This window comes from Mycobacterium florentinum (genome assembly GCF_010730355.1).
In the GTDB taxonomy this organism is placed as follows: Bacteria; Actinomycetota; Actinomycetes; order Mycobacteriales; family Mycobacteriaceae; genus Mycobacterium; species Mycobacterium florentinum.
The window spans coordinates 3,527,387-3,548,030 of the sequence record NZ_AP022576.1 but is presented as its reverse complement, the minus strand read 5'-3'; the positions used below and the strand labels follow the sequence as shown (position 1 = coordinate 3,548,030).

The 20,644-nt window shown below is 67.2% G+C and carries 16 protein-coding genes, 1 tRNA gene and 2 pseudogenes; 15 read left to right on the top strand and 4 right to left on the bottom strand.

Annotation, left to right across the window (positions count from 1 at the left end):
* Positions 1 to 197: 197 nt before the first annotated feature.
* From G6N55_RS16815 to G6N55_RS16775, 9 genes and pseudogenes are all read left to right on the top strand, one after another.
* Positions 198 to 293: transfer RNA gene (locus G6N55_RS16815), tRNA-Sec, on the top strand.
* A gap of 20 nt (positions 294 to 313) precedes the next feature.
* Positions 314 to 1,633 carry an L-seryl-tRNA(Sec) selenium transferase gene (gene selA / locus G6N55_RS16810; protein ID WP_085222234.1) on the top strand — a complete coding sequence of 440 codons (1,320 nt, stop codon included), beginning with the start codon at positions 314 to 316 and terminating at the stop codon, positions 1,631 to 1,633.
* A 20-nt stretch (positions 1,634 to 1,653) separates the two neighbouring features.
* Positions 1,654 to 3,435, top strand: coding sequence for a selenocysteine-specific translation elongation factor (selB, locus tag G6N55_RS16805; RefSeq protein WP_139826845.1), 1,782 nt, complete (start codon positions 1,654 to 1,656; stop codon positions 3,433 to 3,435).
* Between the two features lie 31 nt (positions 3,436 to 3,466).
* Entirely contained in the window at positions 3,467 to 4,414 is a 948-nt protein-coding gene (locus tag G6N55_RS16800; RefSeq protein WP_085222236.1) for an NAD(P)/FAD-dependent oxidoreductase, read from the top strand.
* 171 nt (positions 4,415 to 4,585) lie between these two features.
* On the top strand, positions 4,586 to 5,914 hold the full coding sequence (locus tag G6N55_RS16795; RefSeq protein ID WP_085222237.1) for a sensor histidine kinase: 1,329 nt from the start codon (positions 4,586 to 4,588) through the stop codon (positions 5,912 to 5,914).
* Between the two features lie 310 nt (positions 5,915 to 6,224).
* Entirely contained in the window at positions 6,225 to 7,751 is a 1,527-nt protein-coding gene (locus G6N55_RS16790; protein ID WP_085222238.1) for a SulP family inorganic anion transporter, read from the top strand.
* Between the two features lie 70 nt (positions 7,752 to 7,821).
* The gene (locus tag G6N55_RS16785; protein WP_085222239.1) at positions 7,822 to 8,406 is read left to right on the top strand and encodes a class I SAM-dependent methyltransferase; all 585 of its coding nucleotides are present in this window, start codon (positions 7,822 to 7,824) and stop codon (positions 8,404 to 8,406) included.
* Between the two features lie 245 nt (positions 8,407 to 8,651).
* Positions 8,652 to 8,801, top strand: a pseudogene (locus G6N55_RS30465) (histidine kinase); the annotation flags it as partial.
* Between the two features lie 281 nt (positions 8,802 to 9,082).
* Positions 9,083 to 9,739: a response regulator transcription factor gene (locus G6N55_RS16775; protein ID WP_085222240.1), complete on the top strand. Its 657-nt coding sequence runs from the start codon at positions 9,083 to 9,085 to the stop codon at positions 9,737 to 9,739.
* Between the two features lie 13 nt (positions 9,740 to 9,752).
* On the opposite strand, the gene G6N55_RS16770 is transcribed toward G6N55_RS16775, so the two are convergent.
* Genes G6N55_RS16770 through G6N55_RS16760 form a run of 3 tightly spaced genes read right to left on the bottom strand, consistent with a single transcriptional unit; the run spans position 9,753 to position 13,323 of the window.
* Positions 9,753 to 10,130, bottom strand: a complete 378-nt coding sequence (locus G6N55_RS16770; protein WP_139826847.1) for a hypothetical protein — start codon at positions 10,128 to 10,130, stop codon at positions 9,753 to 9,755.
* Between the two features lie 50 nt (positions 10,131 to 10,180).
* A complete protein-coding gene (locus G6N55_RS16765; protein ID WP_085222241.1) occupies positions 10,181 to 11,539 on the bottom strand; it encodes an aromatic ring-hydroxylating oxygenase subunit alpha in 1,359 nt (452 codons plus the stop codon).
* A gap of 11 nt (positions 11,540 to 11,550) precedes the next feature.
* Positions 11,551 to 13,323: an N-acyl-D-amino-acid deacylase family protein gene (locus G6N55_RS16760; RefSeq protein ID WP_085222242.1), complete on the bottom strand. Its 1,773-nt coding sequence runs from the start codon at positions 13,321 to 13,323 to the stop codon at positions 11,551 to 11,553.
* A 283-nt stretch (positions 13,324 to 13,606) separates the two neighbouring features.
* Here G6N55_RS16760 and G6N55_RS16755 point away from each other — a divergent pair, with 283 nt between their 5' ends.
* From G6N55_RS16755 to G6N55_RS16730, 6 genes and pseudogenes are all read left to right on the top strand, one after another.
* Positions 13,607 to 14,734: a catalase family peroxidase gene (locus G6N55_RS16755; RefSeq protein WP_276072100.1), complete on the top strand. Its 1,128-nt coding sequence runs from the start codon at positions 13,607 to 13,609 to the stop codon at positions 14,732 to 14,734.
* A complete protein-coding gene (locus G6N55_RS16750; RefSeq protein ID WP_085222244.1) occupies positions 14,731 to 15,330 on the top strand; it encodes a cytochrome b in 600 nt (199 codons plus the stop codon). Before G6N55_RS16755 ends, G6N55_RS16750 begins: the two co-directional genes overlap by 4 nt.
* 87 nt (positions 15,331 to 15,417) lie before the next feature.
* Positions 15,418 to 16,269: a helix-turn-helix domain-containing protein gene (locus tag G6N55_RS16745; RefSeq protein ID WP_085222245.1), complete on the top strand. Its 852-nt coding sequence runs from the start codon at positions 15,418 to 15,420 to the stop codon at positions 16,267 to 16,269.
* A gap of 134 nt (positions 16,270 to 16,403) precedes the next feature.
* Positions 16,404 to 17,878, top strand: a pseudogene (locus tag G6N55_RS16740) (GMC family oxidoreductase).
* Positions 17,879 to 18,012: 134 nt separating this feature from the next.
* Positions 18,013 to 19,062, top strand: a complete 1,050-nt coding sequence (locus tag G6N55_RS16735; RefSeq protein ID WP_085222246.1) for an ABC transporter permease — start codon at positions 18,013 to 18,015, stop codon at positions 19,060 to 19,062.
* A gap of 3 nt (positions 19,063 to 19,065) precedes the next feature.
* Complete coding sequence (locus tag G6N55_RS16730; protein ID WP_085222247.1) at positions 19,066 to 20,058, top strand: ABC transporter ATP-binding protein; 993 nt, start codon at positions 19,066 to 19,068, stop codon at positions 20,056 to 20,058.
* Here G6N55_RS16730 and G6N55_RS16725 read toward each other — a convergent pair.
* Positions 20,048 to 20,350, bottom strand: a complete 303-nt coding sequence (locus G6N55_RS16725; protein ID WP_085222248.1) for a hypothetical protein — start codon at positions 20,348 to 20,350, stop codon at positions 20,048 to 20,050. The genes G6N55_RS16730 and G6N55_RS16725 overlap by 11 nt on opposite strands.
* Positions 20,351 to 20,644: the final 294 nt, after the last annotated feature.

Genomic DNA, 20,644 nt, shown 5'->3' with positions numbered 1-20,644 from the left:
CGCCGCACGACGACAACTGTCAACGTCGTCACACGTGTCTTCGTGTGTGACGCCTGGGCCTTGGGTGTGCGTCCAGGGTTGCGACACGCCGGGTATGGCCGCCGTGGCCGCACACCCAACGCCGTGGCCGCACACTCAACGCCGCAGGAGGGAGCCGCCAGATTCGGCATCGGCGCTGACCACGCTAGTTTGTGCAGGGAGGCGTTTGGGTTCCTGGTGGTCCCCCCGGTCTTCAAAACCGGTGAGATCGAGTATCTCGGTCTGGCGGGTTCGATTCCCGTCCGCCTCCGCCAGACGCGGATCGAGGAGGCACGTGACACAGGTCGACCCACGCCGCCTGATTCCGCGCACGGATCAACTGCTTTCGCTTCCGCCGGTGCAGGAGGCGCGAAACCGGCTGGGCGAGCAGGCGGTCAGGGCCGTGGTGCGCGACATCCAGGACCGGGCCCGCCGCGGCGACCTGGCGCCCGACCAGGTGCAGGACGCGGTCGTGGCGTCGCTGGCCGAGCACCGGACCACGAGATTGCGCCCGGTGCTCAACGCCACCGGCGTCGTCGTGCACACCAATCTGGGTCGTGCGCCGTTGGCCGCCAGCGCGGTCGACGCACTGGTGTCGGCGAGCGGCTACGTCGATGTGGAACTCGACCTCGACACCGGCACCCGCTCGAAGCGCGCGGTCGCGCTTCGCCAGGCGCTGCTGGATGCCTGCCCCGCCGCCGAGGACGCGCTGGTGGTCAACAACGGCGCCGCCGCGCTGGTGCTGGCGACCACCGCCCTGGCGGCCGGCGGCGAAGTCGTGGTGAGCCGCGGGGAGCTGATCGAGATCGGTGCCGGCTTCCGGCTGCCCGACCTGATCGCCTCCACCGGCGCCCGCCTGCGTGAGGTCGGAACCACCAACCGGACCCACTTGAAGGACTACGCCGACGCGATCGGGCCGACGACCGGATGCCTGCTGAAGGTGCACCAGAGCAATTTCCGCGTCGAGGGGTTCACCTCGGCCGTCGCGGTGCCCGAGCTGCGCTCGTTGGCCGCCGAGAAGCGGGTGCCGTTGGTCGTCGACCTTGGCAGCGGGCTGCTTGCGCCGGACCCACTGCTGCCCGATGAGCCCGACGCCGCCACCACGCTGTCCGACGGCGCCGACGTGATCACCGCCAGTGGCGACAAGCTGCTCGGCGGGCCGCAAGCGGGCATCGTGCTCGGCCGCGGCGATGTGGTCTCGCGATTGGCACGGCATCCGCTGGCGCGCGCGGTGCGCGCCGACAAGCTCACCCTCGCCGCGCTGGAGGCCACGGTCCGGGCCGGCACCTCGCCGGTGACCCAGGCCCTGCACGCCGACCCCGAACGACTGCGGGCGCGGGCGCTACGTCTGGCCGAGGCGGTCGGCGCGTCCGTCGTCGCGCACGACGGCCGAGTCGGTGGCGGTGGAGCCCCGGGCGTCCCGTTGCCCGGGTGGGCGGTTCGGCTTCCGGAGCCCGCGGCGGCCGTCCTGCGCGCGGGTGACCCCGCGGTGCTGCCCCGGGTGCACGACGGCTCCTGCCTGCTGGACCTGCGCTGCATCCCCGAGTCCGACGATGGCCGGCTGCTGGACGCGGTCCGGGCGGCGCTGGCCGCAATGCCCGAGGCGGACCGCTGAGCACTCACGTCTCGAATGTCGTGGCCACCGCCGGCCACGTCGATCACGGCAAGAGCACCCTGATCCGCGCGCTGACGGGCATGGAGCCCGACCGCTGGGAGGAGGAGCGGCGCCGCGGCCTGACGATCGACCTCGGCTTCGCCTGGACCACGCTGCCGTCGGGCCGCGAGGTGGCCTTCGTCGACGTGCCCGGACACCAGCGCTTCCTGGCCAACACGCTGGCCGGCCTCGGCCCAGCGCCCGTGGTCTGCTTCGTCGTCGCCGCGGACGAGGGCTGGCAGGCGCAGTCCAGCGACCACCGCGACGCGCTCGCTGCGCTGGGCATCCGGCACGGTCTGATCGTGATCTCCCGCGCCGACCGGGCGCCGGACCATGCCGGGGCCGTGCTGGCGCAGGCCCGCGACGAGCTGGCCGGCGCCGGGCTGCGGGATGCGCCCGGGGTCATCGTGTCCGCGGTCGCGGGGACCGGGCTCACCGAATTGCGTGCCACCCTCGATCGCGTCCTCGGGCAACTGCCCGGCCCCGAAACCACCGCCCGGGTGCGGTTGTGGGTCGATCGTTCCTTCACGATCACCGGTGCGGGCACCGTCGTGACCGGGACGCTCGCGGCCGGCACAGTGGCTCGCGGCGACCGGCTGGACGTGCTCGGCGCGGACCAGCCGCAGTCGGTGGTGATCCGCGGTTTGCAGAGCCGGGGCGAGCCCTACCCGACGCTGGGACCGGTGGCCCGGGTCGCACTCAACCTGCGCGGCGTCCCGCGCGATGTGGTCCGCCGCGGGCATGCGCTGGTCACCCCCGGGGCGTGGCCGAGCACCGGCACGCTTGACGTCCGCCGCACGTCCGGAGGTCCACTGACCGAGGCCGCGGCCCACCTCGTCGTGCATGTCGGCACCGCGGCCGTGCCCGCGCGGCTGCGGCCGTTCGACGACGACCATGGCCGGCTCACGCTCGATCGGCGACTGCCGCTCGTGCTCGGCGACCGGTTGGTGCTGCGCGACCCGGGTGGCCAGCGCGTGCTGGGCGGCGCCCTGGTGCTCGATGCCGACCCCCCGGTGTTACGGCGGCGCGGTGACGGAACCCGCCGGGCCGCAGCCCTGAGCGCGATGAACGCGGCCGGCGACGTCGGCGCCGAGGTGGCCCGGCGCGGTGCGGTGCGGGAGAGTCATCTCCGTCGGCTGGGGCTGCTGGCCTCGGCGACTGGGCCGCCCGAGGGCGTGCGGGTGCTCGACGACTGGTGGGTGCACGACGCGACGTACGACGCCTGGCGGCAGCGGCTGCGGGCCGCGGTCGAGGAGCTACACACGCGAGACCCATTGGCAGAAGGGCTATCTCGCGGGGCAGCGCGCGACCTGCTGGCCCTGCCTGACGAATCGCTGCTCGACGCTGTCGCCCGCGACGCGGGTCTCGAACGGCACGGCGGCCACATTCGGGTGGCCGGTGCCGGCGACGATCTCGGTTGCGCGGAGGCAGCGGTCAGCGAGTTGGAAGCCCGGTTGCGGGCCCAGCCGTTTCACGCGCCGGAGGCCGATGACCTGTCGGCGCTGAAGCTCACCGGGCGCGAACTGGCCGCGGCCGAACGTGTCGGGCGGGTGCTGCGGCTGCGCGACGGGGTGGTGCTGTTGCCCACCGCGCCGGCCCTGGCGATGCGGGAGCTGGCCCGGCTCGACCAGCCGTTCACCACGAGCCAGGCGCGGCAGGCACTCGGCACCACCCGGCGGGTGGTGATTCCGTTGCTGGAGCATCTCGACTCGCGCGGCTGGACCCGACGACTGGACGCCGGGCACCGCGAAGTGGTCCGCTGATGGCTAATACCGTTGCGGGGGAGGCACTTACGTGATCATCATCGTTGGCGCGGGAATATGCGGGCTGGCCGCCGCCTATGAGTTGTCGCGGCGCGGAGAGCCCGTGATCGTGTTCGAACGCGGCGAGCCGTTCGCCGAATTGTCCGCGGGCCTTGCGCGCATCTTCCGCATCGCACATCAGCGCCCGGCGTTATGCCGGCTCGCCATCCAGGCTCGTGCCGGCTGGCAGCGCTGGGAAAGCGAGCTCGATGTGGGGCGGCTGCTCGGTTCCGAGGGTTTTATCGCCGCGGCTCCACCCGAGGAGACCGCAACCGCGATGACGGAGGCCGGCGCCGAATTCTCCTGGCTTGACCGCCAGGAGATCGAGGCCCGGATCCCCTTCGTGGCGGCGCCCTGGGAGGCCGGGATCTTCGATCCGCTCGGCGGCAGCCTGCGTATTCGCCGTGCTCTGACTGCGTTGGCAGCCCGGGTAGAGATCCGGCGGGGCCAGGTCGTCTCGCTCGGTGACGACGGCTCGGTGCGTCTGGCGGACGGCACCGTGACGCGGGGCGACCAAGTTCTGGTGTGCGTGGGCGCCCAGACACCCGACCTGTTAGGCCCGCTCGATGTCGAGCTCATCCCGCATACCCGCTTCACCTACGCGGGCGCCGACGCGACCGGTGCCGCCTGTCTGTCGGCGCCGCAGGGCTACGGGCTGCCACTCGGCAGCACGGGTCGCTGGGCGTTCGGTCAGCCGATTCCGGAGCCCGCCGGCGTGCGTGCGCTCTTTCCGTCCCTGTCGCAGGTGGGCCAGGTGGACTGCCTCTCGGTGCACGCTCCGTGGCTCGACGCGGGCGGGGACGGCTGGAAGGTGGTGCGCCGGGGCCGGGTGGTCGGCTTCGTCGGCAACAACCTGATGAAGTTCGGGCCGGTGCTCGGCGAACTCCTTGCGCAGGCCGCGTGCAGTGCCGGGCTGCCCAGCGAATTGACGCTGGCGTGAATCGAGAGTCGTTGCACCGGAAACCATTTCAGTTGCACATCGCAACACGTCTTTGGCGTAATGCGGCTTGAGCGAATCCCCAAACGGTGAATGGGCCATGATGGTCGCGAAGCAGCAATAGCTCAGGTGAGGGAGCCGAACATTCGCGCGTTGAGAAAAATTCGACTGCCGATGCGTGTCTTGTCGTTGCGCACCATCGTCATCGTTGCGCAATTGGGAGTGATCGCCCTGGTCGTCACGCTGGGCGTATGGGTGTGGGTCGGCGTCACCAACGATCAATACAGCCAGCTCGACCGCCGCCTGGACTCCGTGAGCAGCCTCGGCGACATCAACACGCTCCTCAACAGCGCCCACCAAAGCACCCCGGATCGGCCCTCACCGGACGGCGACCTGGTGCGCACCGCCCGCATTGGGGAACTGACGGTGTCGGTGCCCAGCAACATCGTCTTACCCAAACTGGTCAACGGCTACGCGAACACCACCATCAACGGCGTGCAATATCGGGTCCGCACCTTTAACGCGGGGCCGGTGTCGATTGCACTCGCCGCGCCGCTGGCCGAAGCTCAGCACCGGATCAACGAACTGCACCTGCGGGTGTTGCTGATCTGCGCGGGCGTGATCACCGGCACGATCCTGGTCGGCTGGGTGATCTCGTTGATCATGGTCAACCCCTTCCTGCTGCTGGCCCGGCAAGCCCGCGCCATCAATGCCCAGTCCAGCCCCGACGAGGTCCAGGTCCGCGGCGTGCGCGAGGCCGTCGAGATCGCCGAAGCGGTCGAGCAGATGCTGGCCCGCATCGGCAACGAGCAGCAACGCACGAAGGCGGCACTCGAATCGGCCCGCGACTTCGCCGCCGTCGCCTCACACGAGCTCCGCACCCCGCTGACCGCCATGCGCACCAACCTCGAGGTGCTGTCCACACTCGAACTGGCCGCCGAACAGCGCGAGGAGGTCATCGGCGACGTCATCCGCACCCAGAGCCGCATCGAAGCCACCCTGACCGCGCTGGAGCGACTCGCGCAGGGCCAGCTGACCACCGTCGACGACTTCGTGCCGTTCGATATCACCGAACTTCTGGATCGGGCCGCGCACGACGCGCTTCGCGTCTACCCCGACGTGGAGGTCTCGCTGGTGCCGTCGCCCACCGTCTTGATGGTCGGGTTGCCCACCGGTCTGCGGCTGGTCATCGACAACGCCATTGCCAACGCCGTCAAACACGGTGGCGCATCCAAGATTCAACTCACCGTGAGCAGTTCAGGTGAAGGTGTGGAAATCGCGGTCGACGACAACGGCACCGGCGTCCCCGAATCCGAACGCACCGCCGTGTTCGAACGCTTCTCCCGCGGGTCGACCGCATCGCGATCGGGCTCCGGGCTGGGACTGGCGCTGGTCGCCCAACAGGCAGAATTGCACGGCGGGAGCGCATCCCTGCACGCCAGCCCGTGGGGCGGAACACGACTTCTGCTGAAGCTGGCCGGCGACGGCCGCGGCCCCGCCTGAGCCGAATACACGTGAAATATCCAGCAGGCCAAGCTGTTTAGCGCGATCTTAGGTTTATTGCTGCGGCGCGTTGCGAATTCGTAACGGCGCGACCAAAAAGATTTGCATTCCGTATGCGCACGGCTTGTCCGGTTGACCCGCGCTGCGCGCCCACATACGTTCGGAAAAGAAGCCAGGCGATCCCATCCGAACAACGGAGTTGGTGGCATACGTAATCGCCTGTGTACCAGCATGTTACGTCGACGTGAGCTATCGCGGGTGTGGCGAAACGCGGAACGTCTACCAAGCAAACCCAACGAACGAGGGAGCAATGCAACTCATCGAACAGCCCGAAGAGCGAACGGCCGAACGTAGAGCCGTGTCCCTGAGGGACCGGCTGCGCCCGGTGCTTCGGCACGACTTGTCCGCGTCGCTGGTCGTCTTCTTGGTCGCGCTCCCGCTGTCGCTGGGAATCGCAATCGCTTCCGGCGCGCCGGTGCTCGCCGGCCTGATCGCCGCGATCGCCGGCGGGATCGTGGGCGGAGCCGTCGGCGGTTCGCCGCTTCAGGTGAGTGGTCCCGCCGCCGGCCTGACTGTCGTGGTGGCCGATCTGGTCGGTGAATTCGGCTGGGGAATCACGTGTTTCATCACCGTCGCCGCGGGTGTCATGCAGGTTGTGCTGGGATTCAGCCGGGTTGCCCGTGCCGCCCTGGCGATCTCGCCCGTCGTCGTGCACGCGATGCTGGCGGGGATCGGCATCACGATCGCACTTCAGCAGGTCCACGTATTGCTGGGTGGGGAGTCCAAAAGCACGGCCTGGCGCAACGTCGTTGAGCTGCCCCACCAAATCGTCAACGCCCATCGACCGGGAGTCTTGTTGGGACTGCTCGTGATCGGCATCATGATCGTCTGGCGATGGGCCCCCGCCAAGGTGGCCGCCGTTCCCGGTCCGCTGGTCGCCATTGTGGTGGTGACCGTTGTGTCGCTGGTCTTTCCGTTCCGGGTCTCCCGGATCGAGCTGGACGGGTCGGTGTTGCAAGCGCTGCAACTGCCGGCCATTCCGCACGGGAATTGGGGCGTTGTCGTCGTTGGCATCATTACGGTGACGCTCATCACCAGCGTGCAGAGCCTGCTGACGGCGGTATCGATCGACAGGATGCACCACGGGCCACGTACCGATTTCGACCGTGAGTTGGTCGGGCAGGGTGCCTCCAACATCGTGTCGGGGGCGATCGGTGGGCTTCCCATCGCCGGTGTCATCGTGCGAAGCGCGGCCAACGTCCATGCGGGCGCGAAGACCCGCGCCTCGACGATCATGCACGGGTTTTGGATCCTGCTGTTCGCGATCCCGTTTTCGGAATTGGTGGAGCAGATCCCGACCGCGGCCCTGGCCGGTCTGCTCATTGTCATCGGAATAGAGCTGCTACAGCCGGCACACATTGAAACCGCGATGAAGACACGCGATTTGACCGTCTACCTGGTGACCATCGTCGCGGTCGTGTTCCTCAATCTGCTGCACGGCGTGATGATCGGACTCGCCCTTGCCATCGTGCTGACCGCCTGGCGGGTGATCCGCACCAAGATCGAGGCCGCGCCGGTGGGTGACGAGTGGCGGGTCGTCGTCGAGGGGGCGTGCACGTTTCTCGCGCTGCCCAGGCTGACCCGCGTGCTGGCGTCCATCCCGCAGCGCACCACGGTCACCGTCCATCTAATGGTGAGCTACTTGGATCATGCTGCGCACCAAGCGATTAACGACTGGCAGCAGCAACATCACGCGACCGGCGGAACGGTCGAGATCCACGGTGCGGTGGAAGTCGGCCGCACCATGCCGGCCCGCGAGGTTCTGGAGCAGGCCTAGCGCAGGGGCATTTACTTAGGGTACCCTAACTTGAACGGACAAGTTAGGAGACTCGATGTCGACGACCTGGATGGATGCCCTGCTCCACAAGAGGCGCCACAAAGGCGCCGCCCCCTATCCGCATCAGGCGGCGTTCTTGCTGAACAACCCGGTCCGCCGGGCGCTGTCCAACCCGGCGCGCAAGGTCGACGGCATCGGCCTCACCGGTTCCGAGCACGTGCTGGAAGTCGGGCCCGGTCCGGGCTTCTACAGCGTGCAGATCGCCCGCCGGCTCACTTACGGCCGACTCGACCTGTTCGACCTGCAGCCCGAGATGCTGGACAAGGCCCGGCGCCAACTCGAGCTGGCCGGATTCCACGATGTCGGCTTCACAACGGGCGAGGCGAGCGACGGATTTCCTTACCCCGAAAACACTTTCGATGTCGCGTTCCTGGCGGCGGTGATCGGCGAGGTGCCCGACAAGTCGGCGTGCATCCGTTCGCTGGGCCGGGTGCTCAAGCCGGGTGGATACCTGGTCTTCGCCGAGGCGTTTCCCGATCCGGACCGGATGAGTGTTCAGGAATTGCGCGATCTCGTCGAGTCCGAGAACTTCGAATTCGTCCTATCGACCGGCAATCGATGGCACGACATCGTGCGCTTTCGCAGGACCGCCTGAGCTATATCAATGGTGTTGACTCGCAGCTTTTGTTGTGCGGCAGCAGCTTTGAGTGTGCGGTCACGGCGGGCTCAGTCGGCGCGTCACCACCCTGAACGCACACGCAAAACCCGGGACGCACAACGTCATAGCCGAACCAGTTCGTGTTCGGGCATTTTCGCGCTCGTTGCGGCCCGGCGCGGAATGCCGCCCGGCCACCAGAACCACCGGCCCAGCAGCGCCACGATGGAGGGTACGACCAGACCCAACGGCTGTTGCTGGCCGAGCAGATCGAGGCCCAGCAGAAGTTGGCCGAGCACGCGGCCGCCGACGAGAGACGGCGCATCGCCCGCGAAGTGCACGACGTGATCGCCCACTCGCTGAGCATCACCTTGCTACACGTCGCATCGCGCAAGAATCGTTGGCGAATGTGGCCAAGCCTGCTGCTGACTCGAAATCAACTATCTCACTGCGTATTTCACCAGTATCGGCCAGCCTGGTCGCGGACAGCCGGCTGCCGGCGGCGATAGCGGCTCCGCAATCCGCCGAGGGACGTGGTTTGCGGGGGCATGCGCCAGCGCGTCGAGTTGCTCAGCGGGGCCATCGACGCGGGCCCGACGCCTGACGCGTGGTCGGTGCGTGCCGACATACCCCTGGACGAAGGCGACGCGAGCTGGAGGCCGTGGTGGTGCAAGCAATGATCGACGCCGCGCCCGAGATCGCCGTGCTGCTCGTCGACGACCAGGATCTGGTGCGTTCGGGCTTGCGCCGAATCCTGCGCCGCAAGGACGGGTTCGTCACCGTGGCCGAATGCGCCGACGGGGACGAGGTGCCGGCCGCCGTGGCCGAGTACCGGCCCGACGTCGTCGTGATGGATCTGCGGATGCGGCGGCTGGACGGTATCGAGGCGACGCGCCGACTGGCCGGCGGCCCCCCGGTGCTCGCGCTGACGACGTTCAACGAGGACGAGCTGCTCTCGGGCGCCTTGCGCGCCGGCGCTGCCGGTTTCGTGCTCAAGGACTCCTCCGCCGAGGAGCTGATCCGTGCCGTGCGCGCCGTCGCCAGGGGAGACAGCTATCTGGACCCCGCGGTGACCTCACGGGTACTCAGCACGTACCGCAAAGTGGCCGAGGCCCCGCGTGGGACCGACATCGCGGAGCTGACCACCCGCGAACTCGACGTGCTCACGTTGCTCGGAAAAGGTCTCTCCAACACCGAGATCGCTGACGAGCTCTGCATCTCGGGGGTCACGGTCAAAAGCCACATCGGCCGGATCTTCGGCAAGCTCGGACTTCGAGACCGTGCGGCCGCGATCGTCTACGCCTACGACAACGGGATCGTCGCACCGCGCTGACCGTATCGAAGTGCTACAGCGGGGCCTGGTCGGTCAGATTGAGCATCAGGTAGGCGAGGCAGAACAGAAAGTTCAGCACGAGCAGAATCATCCCGGCGAACATCAGCGAACGGGTGCCCTGGCGCTGGAGTTGTTTGCGCTTCGCGTTGCGCTCGTCGCGCTTGATCTGGGTCGCGATGAGCGCGAAATTGACGTCGGTCATTTCTTCGTCGCTGACCGGCATGCCCGCGAGCATCTGCTGCAGACGAACCGGCCCGGTGTCGACGCCCACGTCCGCGAACGACCGGCACATCCGCCGCGCCCGCCGCTGGCCGACGATCTGATAACCCATATGCAGTCGGTGTGGCAGCTGTCCTCGTTCGTCACCACACGGATTCGACGCGGTCGTCACAAGCCGGAAGTCTAGACCCGTTCGCGGTTTTTCGGAGGGTCGGCCGCCGATTAAATCGGCGGCCCGAATTCGCCGGGTTCTCCTATGCCCCCGGTCATCCGATCGGATACCGGCAGGTCGAGGTAGCGCTCGAGATTGCGGTGCATGTTGATCACCCGACGCTCTTCGCCGGAGAGCACAACGTGGGTGAATCCGGGTTGGTGCATGCCGCGCTGCAGGCCCGGAAGCACCCGGATGTCCTGGGTCAGGACCAGGCCGGGTTCGGCTTCCCCGGCGTGCACGCGAACGTCCGTTGGCTTGTTGCGTGCCGCGCCCGGTGACATCCGGGTCATCAGGAACATGACCAACTCACCCTTGTCGGGATCCGGGCCGGGGCGCGAGCACATGATGGTCAGGTGGTCGGCGTTGGCCAACAACGTCATGTTCGGGAACACGTTGTACTGATGCAGCCGGGTGATCCGGTCGGTGTCGGCCCAGTCCAGGTTCACTCCCCGGCTGGCCGCAAAGTCCCGGGTGCGATCCGCGATCAGGTCGGCGACCGTCTGCCCGGGTCGTCGTTCGTCGGCGGGGAAGGGGGTACCTTCGGCCGCGCCCATCAGCGCACCCTGGGTGTAAACGTAAGCGTCCCAGACCTCTTCGTCGCTGAGCGCGTCCTCGAAACGTGGACTCGGCACACCATAGGGCTGGTCGGACTTACCCGTACGGCCCCAGATCTGTTGTGGCGCATGGATGTCGTCGACGCACCGCAGCAACTCCGGATGCAGCGTCTGGATGTGGTAGGTCTCGCTGTACCCGTCGGCGATCGTCTTCCAGTTTGCCTCGACGTCGACCGTGAGCGTCGCGTAGCAGCGGAAGTCCTCCAGATGACACCAGGCGATGTCATCTGGGATCGCCTCCAGATACTCGATCAGCGGCATCGCGTTGACGTCGAGATTGACGAAGACGAGCCCTTCCCACGTTTCGACCTTGGCCGCGACCAGCGGGAAATCAGACATGTGCAGGGCTCCGAAGCCCTTGCGGTTGGGCACCCGCTTGAGCGCACCGGCCAGGTCCCAGGTCCAACCGTGGTAGCCGCATTTGAGTTCGCGCAGTCCCGAACCCGACCCGGTGCACAGCGAGTTGCCGCGATGGCGACACGCATTCTGGAACGCCCGCAGCTCGCCGTCGTCACCGCGGACGATCAGCACCCCGTATGGGCCGCACCGGTATTCGAAGTAGTCGCCCGGTTCGGCGACGTGGTCGACCATGCAGGCGACCTGCCACACCTTCGGCCACATTCGCTCGATCTCGAGTTGCGCGAACGCGGGAGAGTAGTAGCGTTCGGCCGGCACCAGCGTCGGGCTTTCGGGCGGGGTGCCGATCGCATCCTCCTCCCGGGTGCGTGCCGGATTGCCGGCAGCCGCGGTCACCGACGCGGTCCTTAGCGCGCTCCGCGTACCAGCCGGCCGGGCCGGGCTCCGGTGTCGACGTCCTTACGGCGGGTCACCGTGCCGCTCACGATGGTCGCCGCGTATCCGCTGGCGCCCTGCAGGATCCGGTTACCGCCGGCCGGCAGGTCCCAGGCCATCGCCGCGGGATGCAGGGTCAGCGCATTCATGTCGATGACGTTGATGTCGGCCTTCTTGCCCCGCTCGATCGTGCCGCGATCGGTGAGACCGAACAGGTGGGCGGTGTCGCGGGACTGCTTGCGGATCACGTGCTCCAGCGACAACTTCTCACCCCGGTGCCGGTCCCGGGCCCAGTGCGTGAGCAGGAAGGTGGGATAGGAAGCGTCGCAGATCATTCCGCAGTGCGCGCCGCCGTCGGACAGGCCCAGCACGCCGGCGGGGTGCAGCATCATTTCGCGGATCGCGTCGTGGTTGCCGTCGGCGTAGTTGAACAGCGGCAGCATCAGCATGGCGGTCGCGTTCTGTTCGAGCATCAGGTCGTACAGCGTGGACAGCGGGTCCTCGCCGCGGGCCTTCGCGATGGCGGCCACGGTGCGGTCGGCGGTGGGCTCGTAGTCGGGCGGGTTACCGAGCGCGTAGAGCCGTTTCAGGGAGTGCTGCACCAGGGCGAACATGCCGTCGAACAACAGTGTCGGGTCGGCGGGCAGGTCGTCTTCGGCCAGGATCGCGGCCTTCACCGCGGGGTCGGCCAACCGATGCGCGAGTTCCTCACGGCTGCACTCGGCCTTCAGGCGGCGGTAGCTGGGCCGGTGGCTGAAGCCGTGATGGCCCTGGAAGCCGATCATCATGCCGAACGGGCGCGCCGCAACCTGCGGGTACAGCCGGGCGCCGGCCGCGTGCGCGTCCGCGGACAGGTCCAGCATCTCGCGCCACAGGTTCGGGTCGGCGTCGACCTGAATCAGCGCGAACGACACCGGTCGGTCGATCTCGCCGCTCAACCGCCGCATCCAGTCCAGTTCTTTCTTCGGGGCGACGATGTCCTCGCCCGCCGATCCCTGTGGGGCCAGCTCGAATACCGCCTGACCCGCGGCCGCCATGGCGCGGCCGAGTCCGAACAGCTCGTCCTCGGCGGCAAACGTGCCGGGTACGGGCTCGCCGTCCATTGCGCGGTGTCCCATCGTGCGCGACGTCGAGAAGCCGAGCGCGCCGGCTTCGATGGCCTCCCGCACCAGCCGGCCCATCGCCTCGATGTCCTCCGGTGTCGCCGGCTCGTTGCGGGCACCCCGCTCGCCCATCGCGTAGGCGCGAATCGCACCGTGCGCGACCTGGCTGCCCACGTCCACCGCGAACTTCTGCTTGCCGATCGCGTCGAGGTATTCGGGGTAGGTCTCCCAGCCCCAGGTGATGCCCTCGGTGAGTGCGGTGCCGGGAATGTCCTCGACACCTTCCATCAACTCGATCAGCCACTGCTCGCTGCCGGGCCGTACGGGCGCGAAGCCGACACCGCAGTTGCCCGTCACCAGCGTCGTGACGCCGTGACCGCTGGACGGCTCCAGCAAACTGTCCCAGGTGACCTGACCGTCGTAATGGGTGTGGATGTCGACGAAACCGGGGGCCACCACTTGACCTGTCGCGTCTATGGTTTCGGCGGCGGGGGCTGTCGCCAAGCCTCCCATCTCCGGGTCGTCAGCACCCCGTCGGACGATGTCGACGATCTGGCCATCCTTGATCCCGACGTCCGCGCGGTAGCGCTCGGCGCCCGTGCCGTCGACAACAGTTCCACCGGTGATTTTGAGGTCGAACATTGTTCTCCTCCGAGTCTGTTCGGGGTCGCCATGGGCTGGCTGGCCGGAGATGGTGGACACGAGACCGGGGGACGCCCGGCCTCGGCCGACCATTACGCTACGCCTCGGAGCGTAAATAGTGAAGGTCTTGGCGAGAGTTGAACGAATCCTCTTGCCGCGTCGTGGTCCGGATTGTGCGTATCGGTAGCCCCTTGAGAGTTGCGCACCTCAACAGCCCATGGATTGAATTGCCTTCAGCGACTTAGTTCCACGCTGCGCGGCAGTACGGAAAGGACGGTGGGCCATGGAGCCCGCTGATCGCGACCACGAGCCCGAGGATCGGTCTGCGGAAACACCACCCAGCCGCTTCGGCCCACTGACCCGGCGCGGTGCGCTGCTGGGGATGGGCGCGGTGGCCGGGGTGGCCGCCGTCGACGTCGGCGGGTTCGCCTACGCGGGTGGCTGGTTGCGACCCGACGAATTGACCCCACCGCGCTTCGCGGATCGCTTCGAGCAGGTCTTCGGCCGCCACGACGGGTTCCGGCGAAATCACGCCAAAGGGCTGAGCGCGATCGGATCGTTCGCGAGCACGGGAGCGGGCGCGGCCATCTGCCGGGCGGCGGTTTTCCAAGCGGGAAACGTTCCGCTGGTCGGCCGGTTCTCGCTGGGCGGTGGTCTGCCCGACCAGAGCGACAAGCCCGACACGGTCCGCGGTCTGGGGCTGGTGTTCCAGGTCCCCAATGGCCAGCAGTGGCGTACCGCGATGGTCAATTTCCCGGTCTTCACCGATCGCACGCCGGAGGGCTTCTACGAGCGGCTGCTCGCGTCCAAACCCGTTCCCGCGACCGGCAAGCCCGATCCGCAGAAGATGGCCGCGTTCCTCGCCCGGCACCCCGAGACGGTTGCGGCGCTGAAAATCATCAAACAGGCACCGCCGAGTGTGGGCTTCGCGGACAGCACATTTCACGGTCTGAACGCGTTTTGCTTCACCAACAGCGCGGGTGCGACCGTCCCGGTGCGCTGGTCGGCAGTTGCGCAGCAGGGTAGTGGGCAGGCGGTCCCGCCGCCCTCGGTCGGCAAGGACTACCTGTTCGACGACCTGATCCGCGCCGTGGCGCAGCGGCCGCTGACATGGAAGCTCGTTCTCACGATCGGTGAACCGGGCGACCCGACCAACGACGCCACCAAGCCCTGGCCGCAATCACGGCGGTCGATCGACGCCGGCACCATCACCATCAATGCGGTGCAGACCGAGGAGGCCGGCAACGCCCGCGACGTCAACTTCGACCCGACCGTGCTGCCCGACGGCATCACCGTGTCCGACGACCCGCTGCTCGCCGCGCGATCGGCGGTTTACGCGCGCTCGTTCACCCGCCGCGCCGAGGAACCCAAGTCGCCCAGTGCGGTCAACGTCCGCGAGGTTCGCTCATGACCGACGAGAAGACCGTAAAGTCAGGAACCGCAGCACGTTTCACGATCCTCTCCCGGATTCTGCACTGGACGATGGCGCCGATGGTCGTCGTGCAGCTGCTCATCGGCGTGACCATGATCGCCTCGCTGAGCTACTACCCCTTGCTGTTGGCCATCCATCGGCCATTGGGTGTGGCGATCCTGATCTTCGCGGTGGTGCGGCTGGCGAATCGGCTCACGCACCGCCCGCCACCGTTTTTGGCCACCATGAGCCGCATCGAGCGGCGGATCGCGACCTGGTCGGAATACGCGCTCTACACCCTACTTCTGGTACAGCCCGTGATCGGATGGGCCACGCTGTCGGCCGCCAAACTCCCGGTCACCATGGTGGGGCCGCTGCGCCTGCCCGGCATCGCACTGCAGAACCTCGACCTGTACGCGATTCTGCGTGAGTGCCACGGCGTTTTCGCCTTCCTGCTGTTCGCCGCGTTTACCGCTCACATGTGCGCGGTCCTGTTTCACACGCTCGTGTTGCGAGACAAGCTGCTCGATCGAATGGCACTGTGGCCCAACAAGTCCGGTGTGCCGCGGCAGGGCGATATACAGGTTGGCTCGTGATAAGCGGCCGGGCGTTCTTCCCGGTCGGCATCTTCCTGGTAGCAACGGGGTCACCCTCGAGTGCCTAGCTCGCGCTATCGTCGCAATATGCCCGATCCGCAGTCGCTGGCAACGTTTTTGCGAGCCCGCCGCGATTTGCTGAAGCCGGCCGATGTCGGCTTGGTCGAAGGGGAGCGGCGGCGAGTGGCGGGGTTACGCCGCGAGGAAGTGGCGATGCTTGCCGGCATCAGCTCCGAGTACTACCTGAGGCTCGAGCAAGGTCGGGAGCGTCAGCCATCGGATCAAGTGCTAGAGAGCTTGGCGAGCGCGCTGCAACTCAACGACGACGCCACCCAGTACATGCGCAACTTGGCTCGTCCCGCGCCCCGGCGGCGGCGGCGCGCCTTGCCGTCGACCGAGAAAGTTGATCCGGGTGTGCAGACGTTGATCGACAATTGGCCTCTGACCCCCGCCTACGTGCACAACCGGAACCTGACTATCGTGGCCGCCAACGCGATGGCATGCGCGCTGACGCCGTTTTTCGCTCCGGGAGTCAACCACTTGCGGGCGTTGTTTCTGGAACCGTCGCTGCGCAATTGGGTCGTCAACTGGGAAGAGGTCACCAGTATTCTGGTGTCATCGCTGCGGTTCAACATTGCCGAGGACAACTCCAACGATCCTGAACTGCAGTCGTTGATCGGTGAACTCAGCATCGCCAGCAAGCGGTTCCGAACCCTGTGGGCCCGCCAAGACGTCAGACAAAAGACAAGCGGTCCGGCCATCGGTGACCACCCGCAAGTGGGACTACTCGAAATGCGTTACCGCACATTCGTACTGCCGGAATCCGGGCACGTGCTGGTCACCTACTACGCCGAACCCGGTTCGACCGCCGAGGAACGGCTGCGGTTGCTTTCGACCCTCATCGGCCCTCAACCGTCGCTCCAACCACCTCGCGCCTAACTGACCGCACAGCTACCAGGAATGTTCCGGTCTGGATGCCGCTTGTGATGCGAGAAATGCTGGACGCCAACATCTCTGGCAAAGGAGCGGGCGATGACCACAACGACGCAAGGCGATTCACAAGCCGAGACTGAATTCTCACAGCGGGTACCGCCAACCAAGAGCGGCTCAGCGCGGCGCCGCAACCGCGTTATGACTTCATCGTCTGCGGGTCCGGCTCATCCGGTTCGGTGGTGGCGCGGCGACTGGCCGAGAATCCAGACGCCAGCGTGCTGCGGTCGTCGAAGCAGACCAAGATATCGATGTCGATGGGCAAGATATTGGGCGGCGGATCCGCCATCAACGTGATGGTCTGGGCGCGCGGACATCGAAGCGACTGGGACCTTTTCGCCGCCGAAGCCGGCGACCCGGCCTGGGGCTACGACGCGGTCCTCGGCATTTACCGTCGCATCGAAGATTGGCACGGGCCCGCCGATCCGGCCTATCGAGGCACCGGCGGACCGGTCTTCGTGCAGCCGGCCCCCGAGCCCAGCCCGCTGGTGCACGCCACCCTGATGGCGGCCCGGTCGATCGGCATCCCCACGTACGAGAATCAGAACGGGCGCATGATGGAAGGCCCGGGCGGTGCCGCCGTCGCCGATGTGCGGTTGCGTAATGGCAAGCGGCAATCGGTTTTTCGGTTCTACGTCTACCCGGTGATGGACCGCCCGAATTTGACGGTGCTGACCGACGCGCTCGTGACGCGCGTGATGCTGGAAGCCAACCGCGCGACGGGTGTGGAGATCTCGCACCGAGGCTCGACCATGGTCATCGGAGCCGACTCCGAGGTGGTGCTCTCATTGGGGCGATGCACACGCCCAAGGTGCTGATGGGCGCCGGTATCGGCGACGAAGCTGAGCTGCGACGCGTGGGAATCCCGGTGCGCCAGCATCTTCCGGGGGTGGGTCGCAACCTGCAAGATCACCTTTCGGTGAACTGCGTCTGGCAGGCGCGGGCGCCGCTGCCGCCGCGCAACAACATGGCCGAGTCCACCGTGTACTGGAGCGTGTCCGGCTCCGACACACCCGATGTGTTCATCTGCCAGGCCGAGGTGCCGTTGGGCACTGATGAGGCCGTTGCGCGATTCGGCCTGCCGGCGGCCGGCTGGACGATGTTCGCCGGCGTCGCACATCCCAGGAGTCGCGGCCGCGTGTCGCTGACGGGGCCGAACCCGAACGACCCAATCCGGGTCGATGCCAACGTCTTCGGCGATCCTGAAGATTTCAAGACGGCCGCTTGCGCCATGAAGCTGGCCCGCGCGATAGGCAACGCGGACGCGCTGGTGCCGTTTGTCGGTCGCGAAGTCATGCCAGGCGGCCTGCACGACGACGAACGCGACGAGTTCATCCGCGACGCCGCCACCACCTATTGGCACCCGTGCGGCACCGCGAAGATGGGACGGGACTGCGACGCCGTCGTCGACGGATCGTTGCGGGTCTACGGCATCGACAACGTGCGCGTCGCGGACGCCTCGATCATGCCGCGAATCACCACCGGCAACACGATGGCCCCGTGCGTGATTATCGGTGAGCGCGCCGCGGCGATCCTGACCGCCGACCATTCGGGCTGACACCTCGACGGTCGCCGAACGTGCACTCGTGGCGGGAAAATCGCCGAAAAGTCGCCCTCAGTGCACGTTCGACGAGAAGGACGATGCCCGTCAAGCTCTGGTCAACCGACCGGGGGCGGCGGTAGCGTCTGAACATGCTGTTCGCGGCCTTGCGCGACATGCAATGGCGAAGCAGACGCCTGGTCATCGCGGTGGTGAGCACCGGACTGGTGTTCGCGATGACGCTCGTCCTGACGGGGCTGGCGAACGGCTTTCACGTCGAGGCCCAGCGAACCGTCGATTCCATTGGCATCGATGCGTTCGTGGTCAAGGCCGGAGCGGCCGGACCATTCCTGGGCGCAACGCCTTTCGCCGAAGCCGAACTGCCTCGGGTAGCCGCCGAGCCGGGCGTCGTGGCCGCGGCTCCCTTGGCCTGTGCGCCGTCGACGGTCAGGGATGGCTCGTCGGCGCGCAACGTCACGGCGTTCGGGGCGCAGGCGGACGGACCCGGCATGCCACGCGTTTCGGAGGGGCGCGCACCGTCGACGCCGGACGAGGTCGCCGTGTCGAGCACGCTGGACCGGCACGTGGGCGACGGGATCCAGGTCGGTGCGCGCATCCTGAAGATTGTCGGCATCGTGCCGAATTCCACCTCGCTGGCGAAGATGCCCAACGTTTTTCTCACCACTACGGGCCTGCAGCAGCTGGCGTACAACGGGCAACCGATCATCTCGTCTATCGCGATCCAGGGCACACCCCGGCAGCTTCCGGACGGCTACCAGACCGTCGATCGAGCAGCCGGTGTCGCAGACCTGATGCGCGCGGTCAAGGTCGCGGGCGGTTCCATCACGATCGTGGCGGTATTGCTGTGGATCGTCGCCGTGTTGATCGTCGGATCGGTTGTCTATCTCTCCGCCCTCGAGCGGCTGCGCGACTTTGCGGTGTTCAAAGCGATTGGCGTGCCTGCGCGTTCGATCCTGGGCGGGCTGGCGCTGCAGGCGGTCGTCGTCGCGCTACTCGCGGCGGTGCTGGGCGCATTATTTTCGCGGCTGCTGGCACCGTTGTTCCCGTTGCTCGTCGTGGTGCCCTTGAGTGCCTATATCTGGCTACCGCTGATCGCTACCGTCGTCGGTCTGCTGGCCAGCCTGGCCGGGTTCCGGCGTGCGGTGGCCGTCGATCCGGCGCTGGCGTTCGGAGGCCCTTGAGCGATGGGTGATCTGAGCATTGCCGACCTGGTCGTCGAGTACTCCAGCGGCGGGTACGCGGTTCGGCCGATCAACGGGTTGAACCTCGAGGTGGCAGCGGGGTCGCTGGTGATCCTGCTCGGGCCGAGCGGCTGCGGCAAGACGACGTTGCTGTCCTGCCTCGGCGGCATTCTGCGTCCGAAGTCGGGCGTCATCAAGTTCGACGGTGTCGACGTCACGGCGCTCGAGCACACCGCATTGGCGCACTATCGGCGCGACAAGGTAGGCATCGTCTTTCAGGCGTTCAACCTGGTGCCCAGCCTCAGCGCTCTCGAGAACGTGATGGTTCCGCTGCGCGCGGCGGGGATGCCACGTGCGGCCTCGCGTCGGCGTGCCGAGCAACTGCTGACGCGCGTCAATCTCGCCGACCGAATGAAACATCGGCCGGGCGACCTGAGCGGCGGACAGCAGCAGCGCGTCGCGATCGCGCGTGCCATCGCGCTCGACCCCCCGTTGATCCTGGCGGATGAACCGACCGCACACCTCGACTTCATCCAGGTGGAGGAGGTGCTGCGGTTGATCCGCTCGCTCGCGGAGGGTGACCGTGTGGTGGTGGTCGCCACGCACGACAGCCGGATCCTGCCGATGGCCGATCACGTCGTCGAGCTGGCGCCCGCGCACGCGTCAACGAACCGGCCACCCGAAACCGTGCACTTGAGCGCCGGCGAGATGCTCTTCGAACAGTGCACGATGGGCGACCTGATCTACGTGGTGTCCGAGGGCGAATTCGATATTGTGCGCGAATTAGCCGACGGGGGTGAGGAATTGGTCAAGGTGGCCGGGCCCGGGGACTACTTCGGCGAAATCGGCGTGCTGTTTCACATGCCGCGCTCCGCGACCGTGCGTGCCCGAACCGACGCGACGGCTGTCGGCTACACCGCGCAGGCGTTCCGTGAACGGCTCGGCGCGACCGGTATCGGCGAGCTCATCGGGCAACACGCGTTGGCTAGCGACTGACCCGGCTGCTGACCGCGCTGTCGAAGGTGACGCGAACGGCGTCGGCACGCAACCAGCGCTGCATCAGCGATACCTGCCGCAACGTGCCGTCATCGGCGTTGAGGCTTTCGATGTACCAACCCAGGCCGGACTGTGGCGCGTCGAGTTGATCGGCGACTTCACCTTCGAAGATCTCGGTGCTGGCGTGCACCCACGACCGCCGCGGCGACAGGCCCGCGTTGGCGAGAACCTCGTGCAGCGAGTCGTTGGCCCGCATCGCCAGCGCGAGGTCGGGAACCAGTGCGGCGGGCACCCATTCGAGCGGGCGGCGGTGAACCGCTGAGCGACCTCGTTCTCGCTCGGGACCCGTTGCCCATCGCTGAGATCGCGAATCTCTTCTTCCAGGATTCGCGCGATCGAACGGTACTTCGGGCGCACCCTAACGCCGCTCGGATTCCCGCGCTTTGCCAGAAACTGAGGATCTTCGAGTTGTTCGGACAACCGCGACGAGATCGGCCGTCAACGTTCACCTTTCGTACACCTCCGCGCAGCCGTCGCGCCAGGGCTCACCCAGACCGTTTCAGCAAAGCTCGGTGCGGTAGTCAGA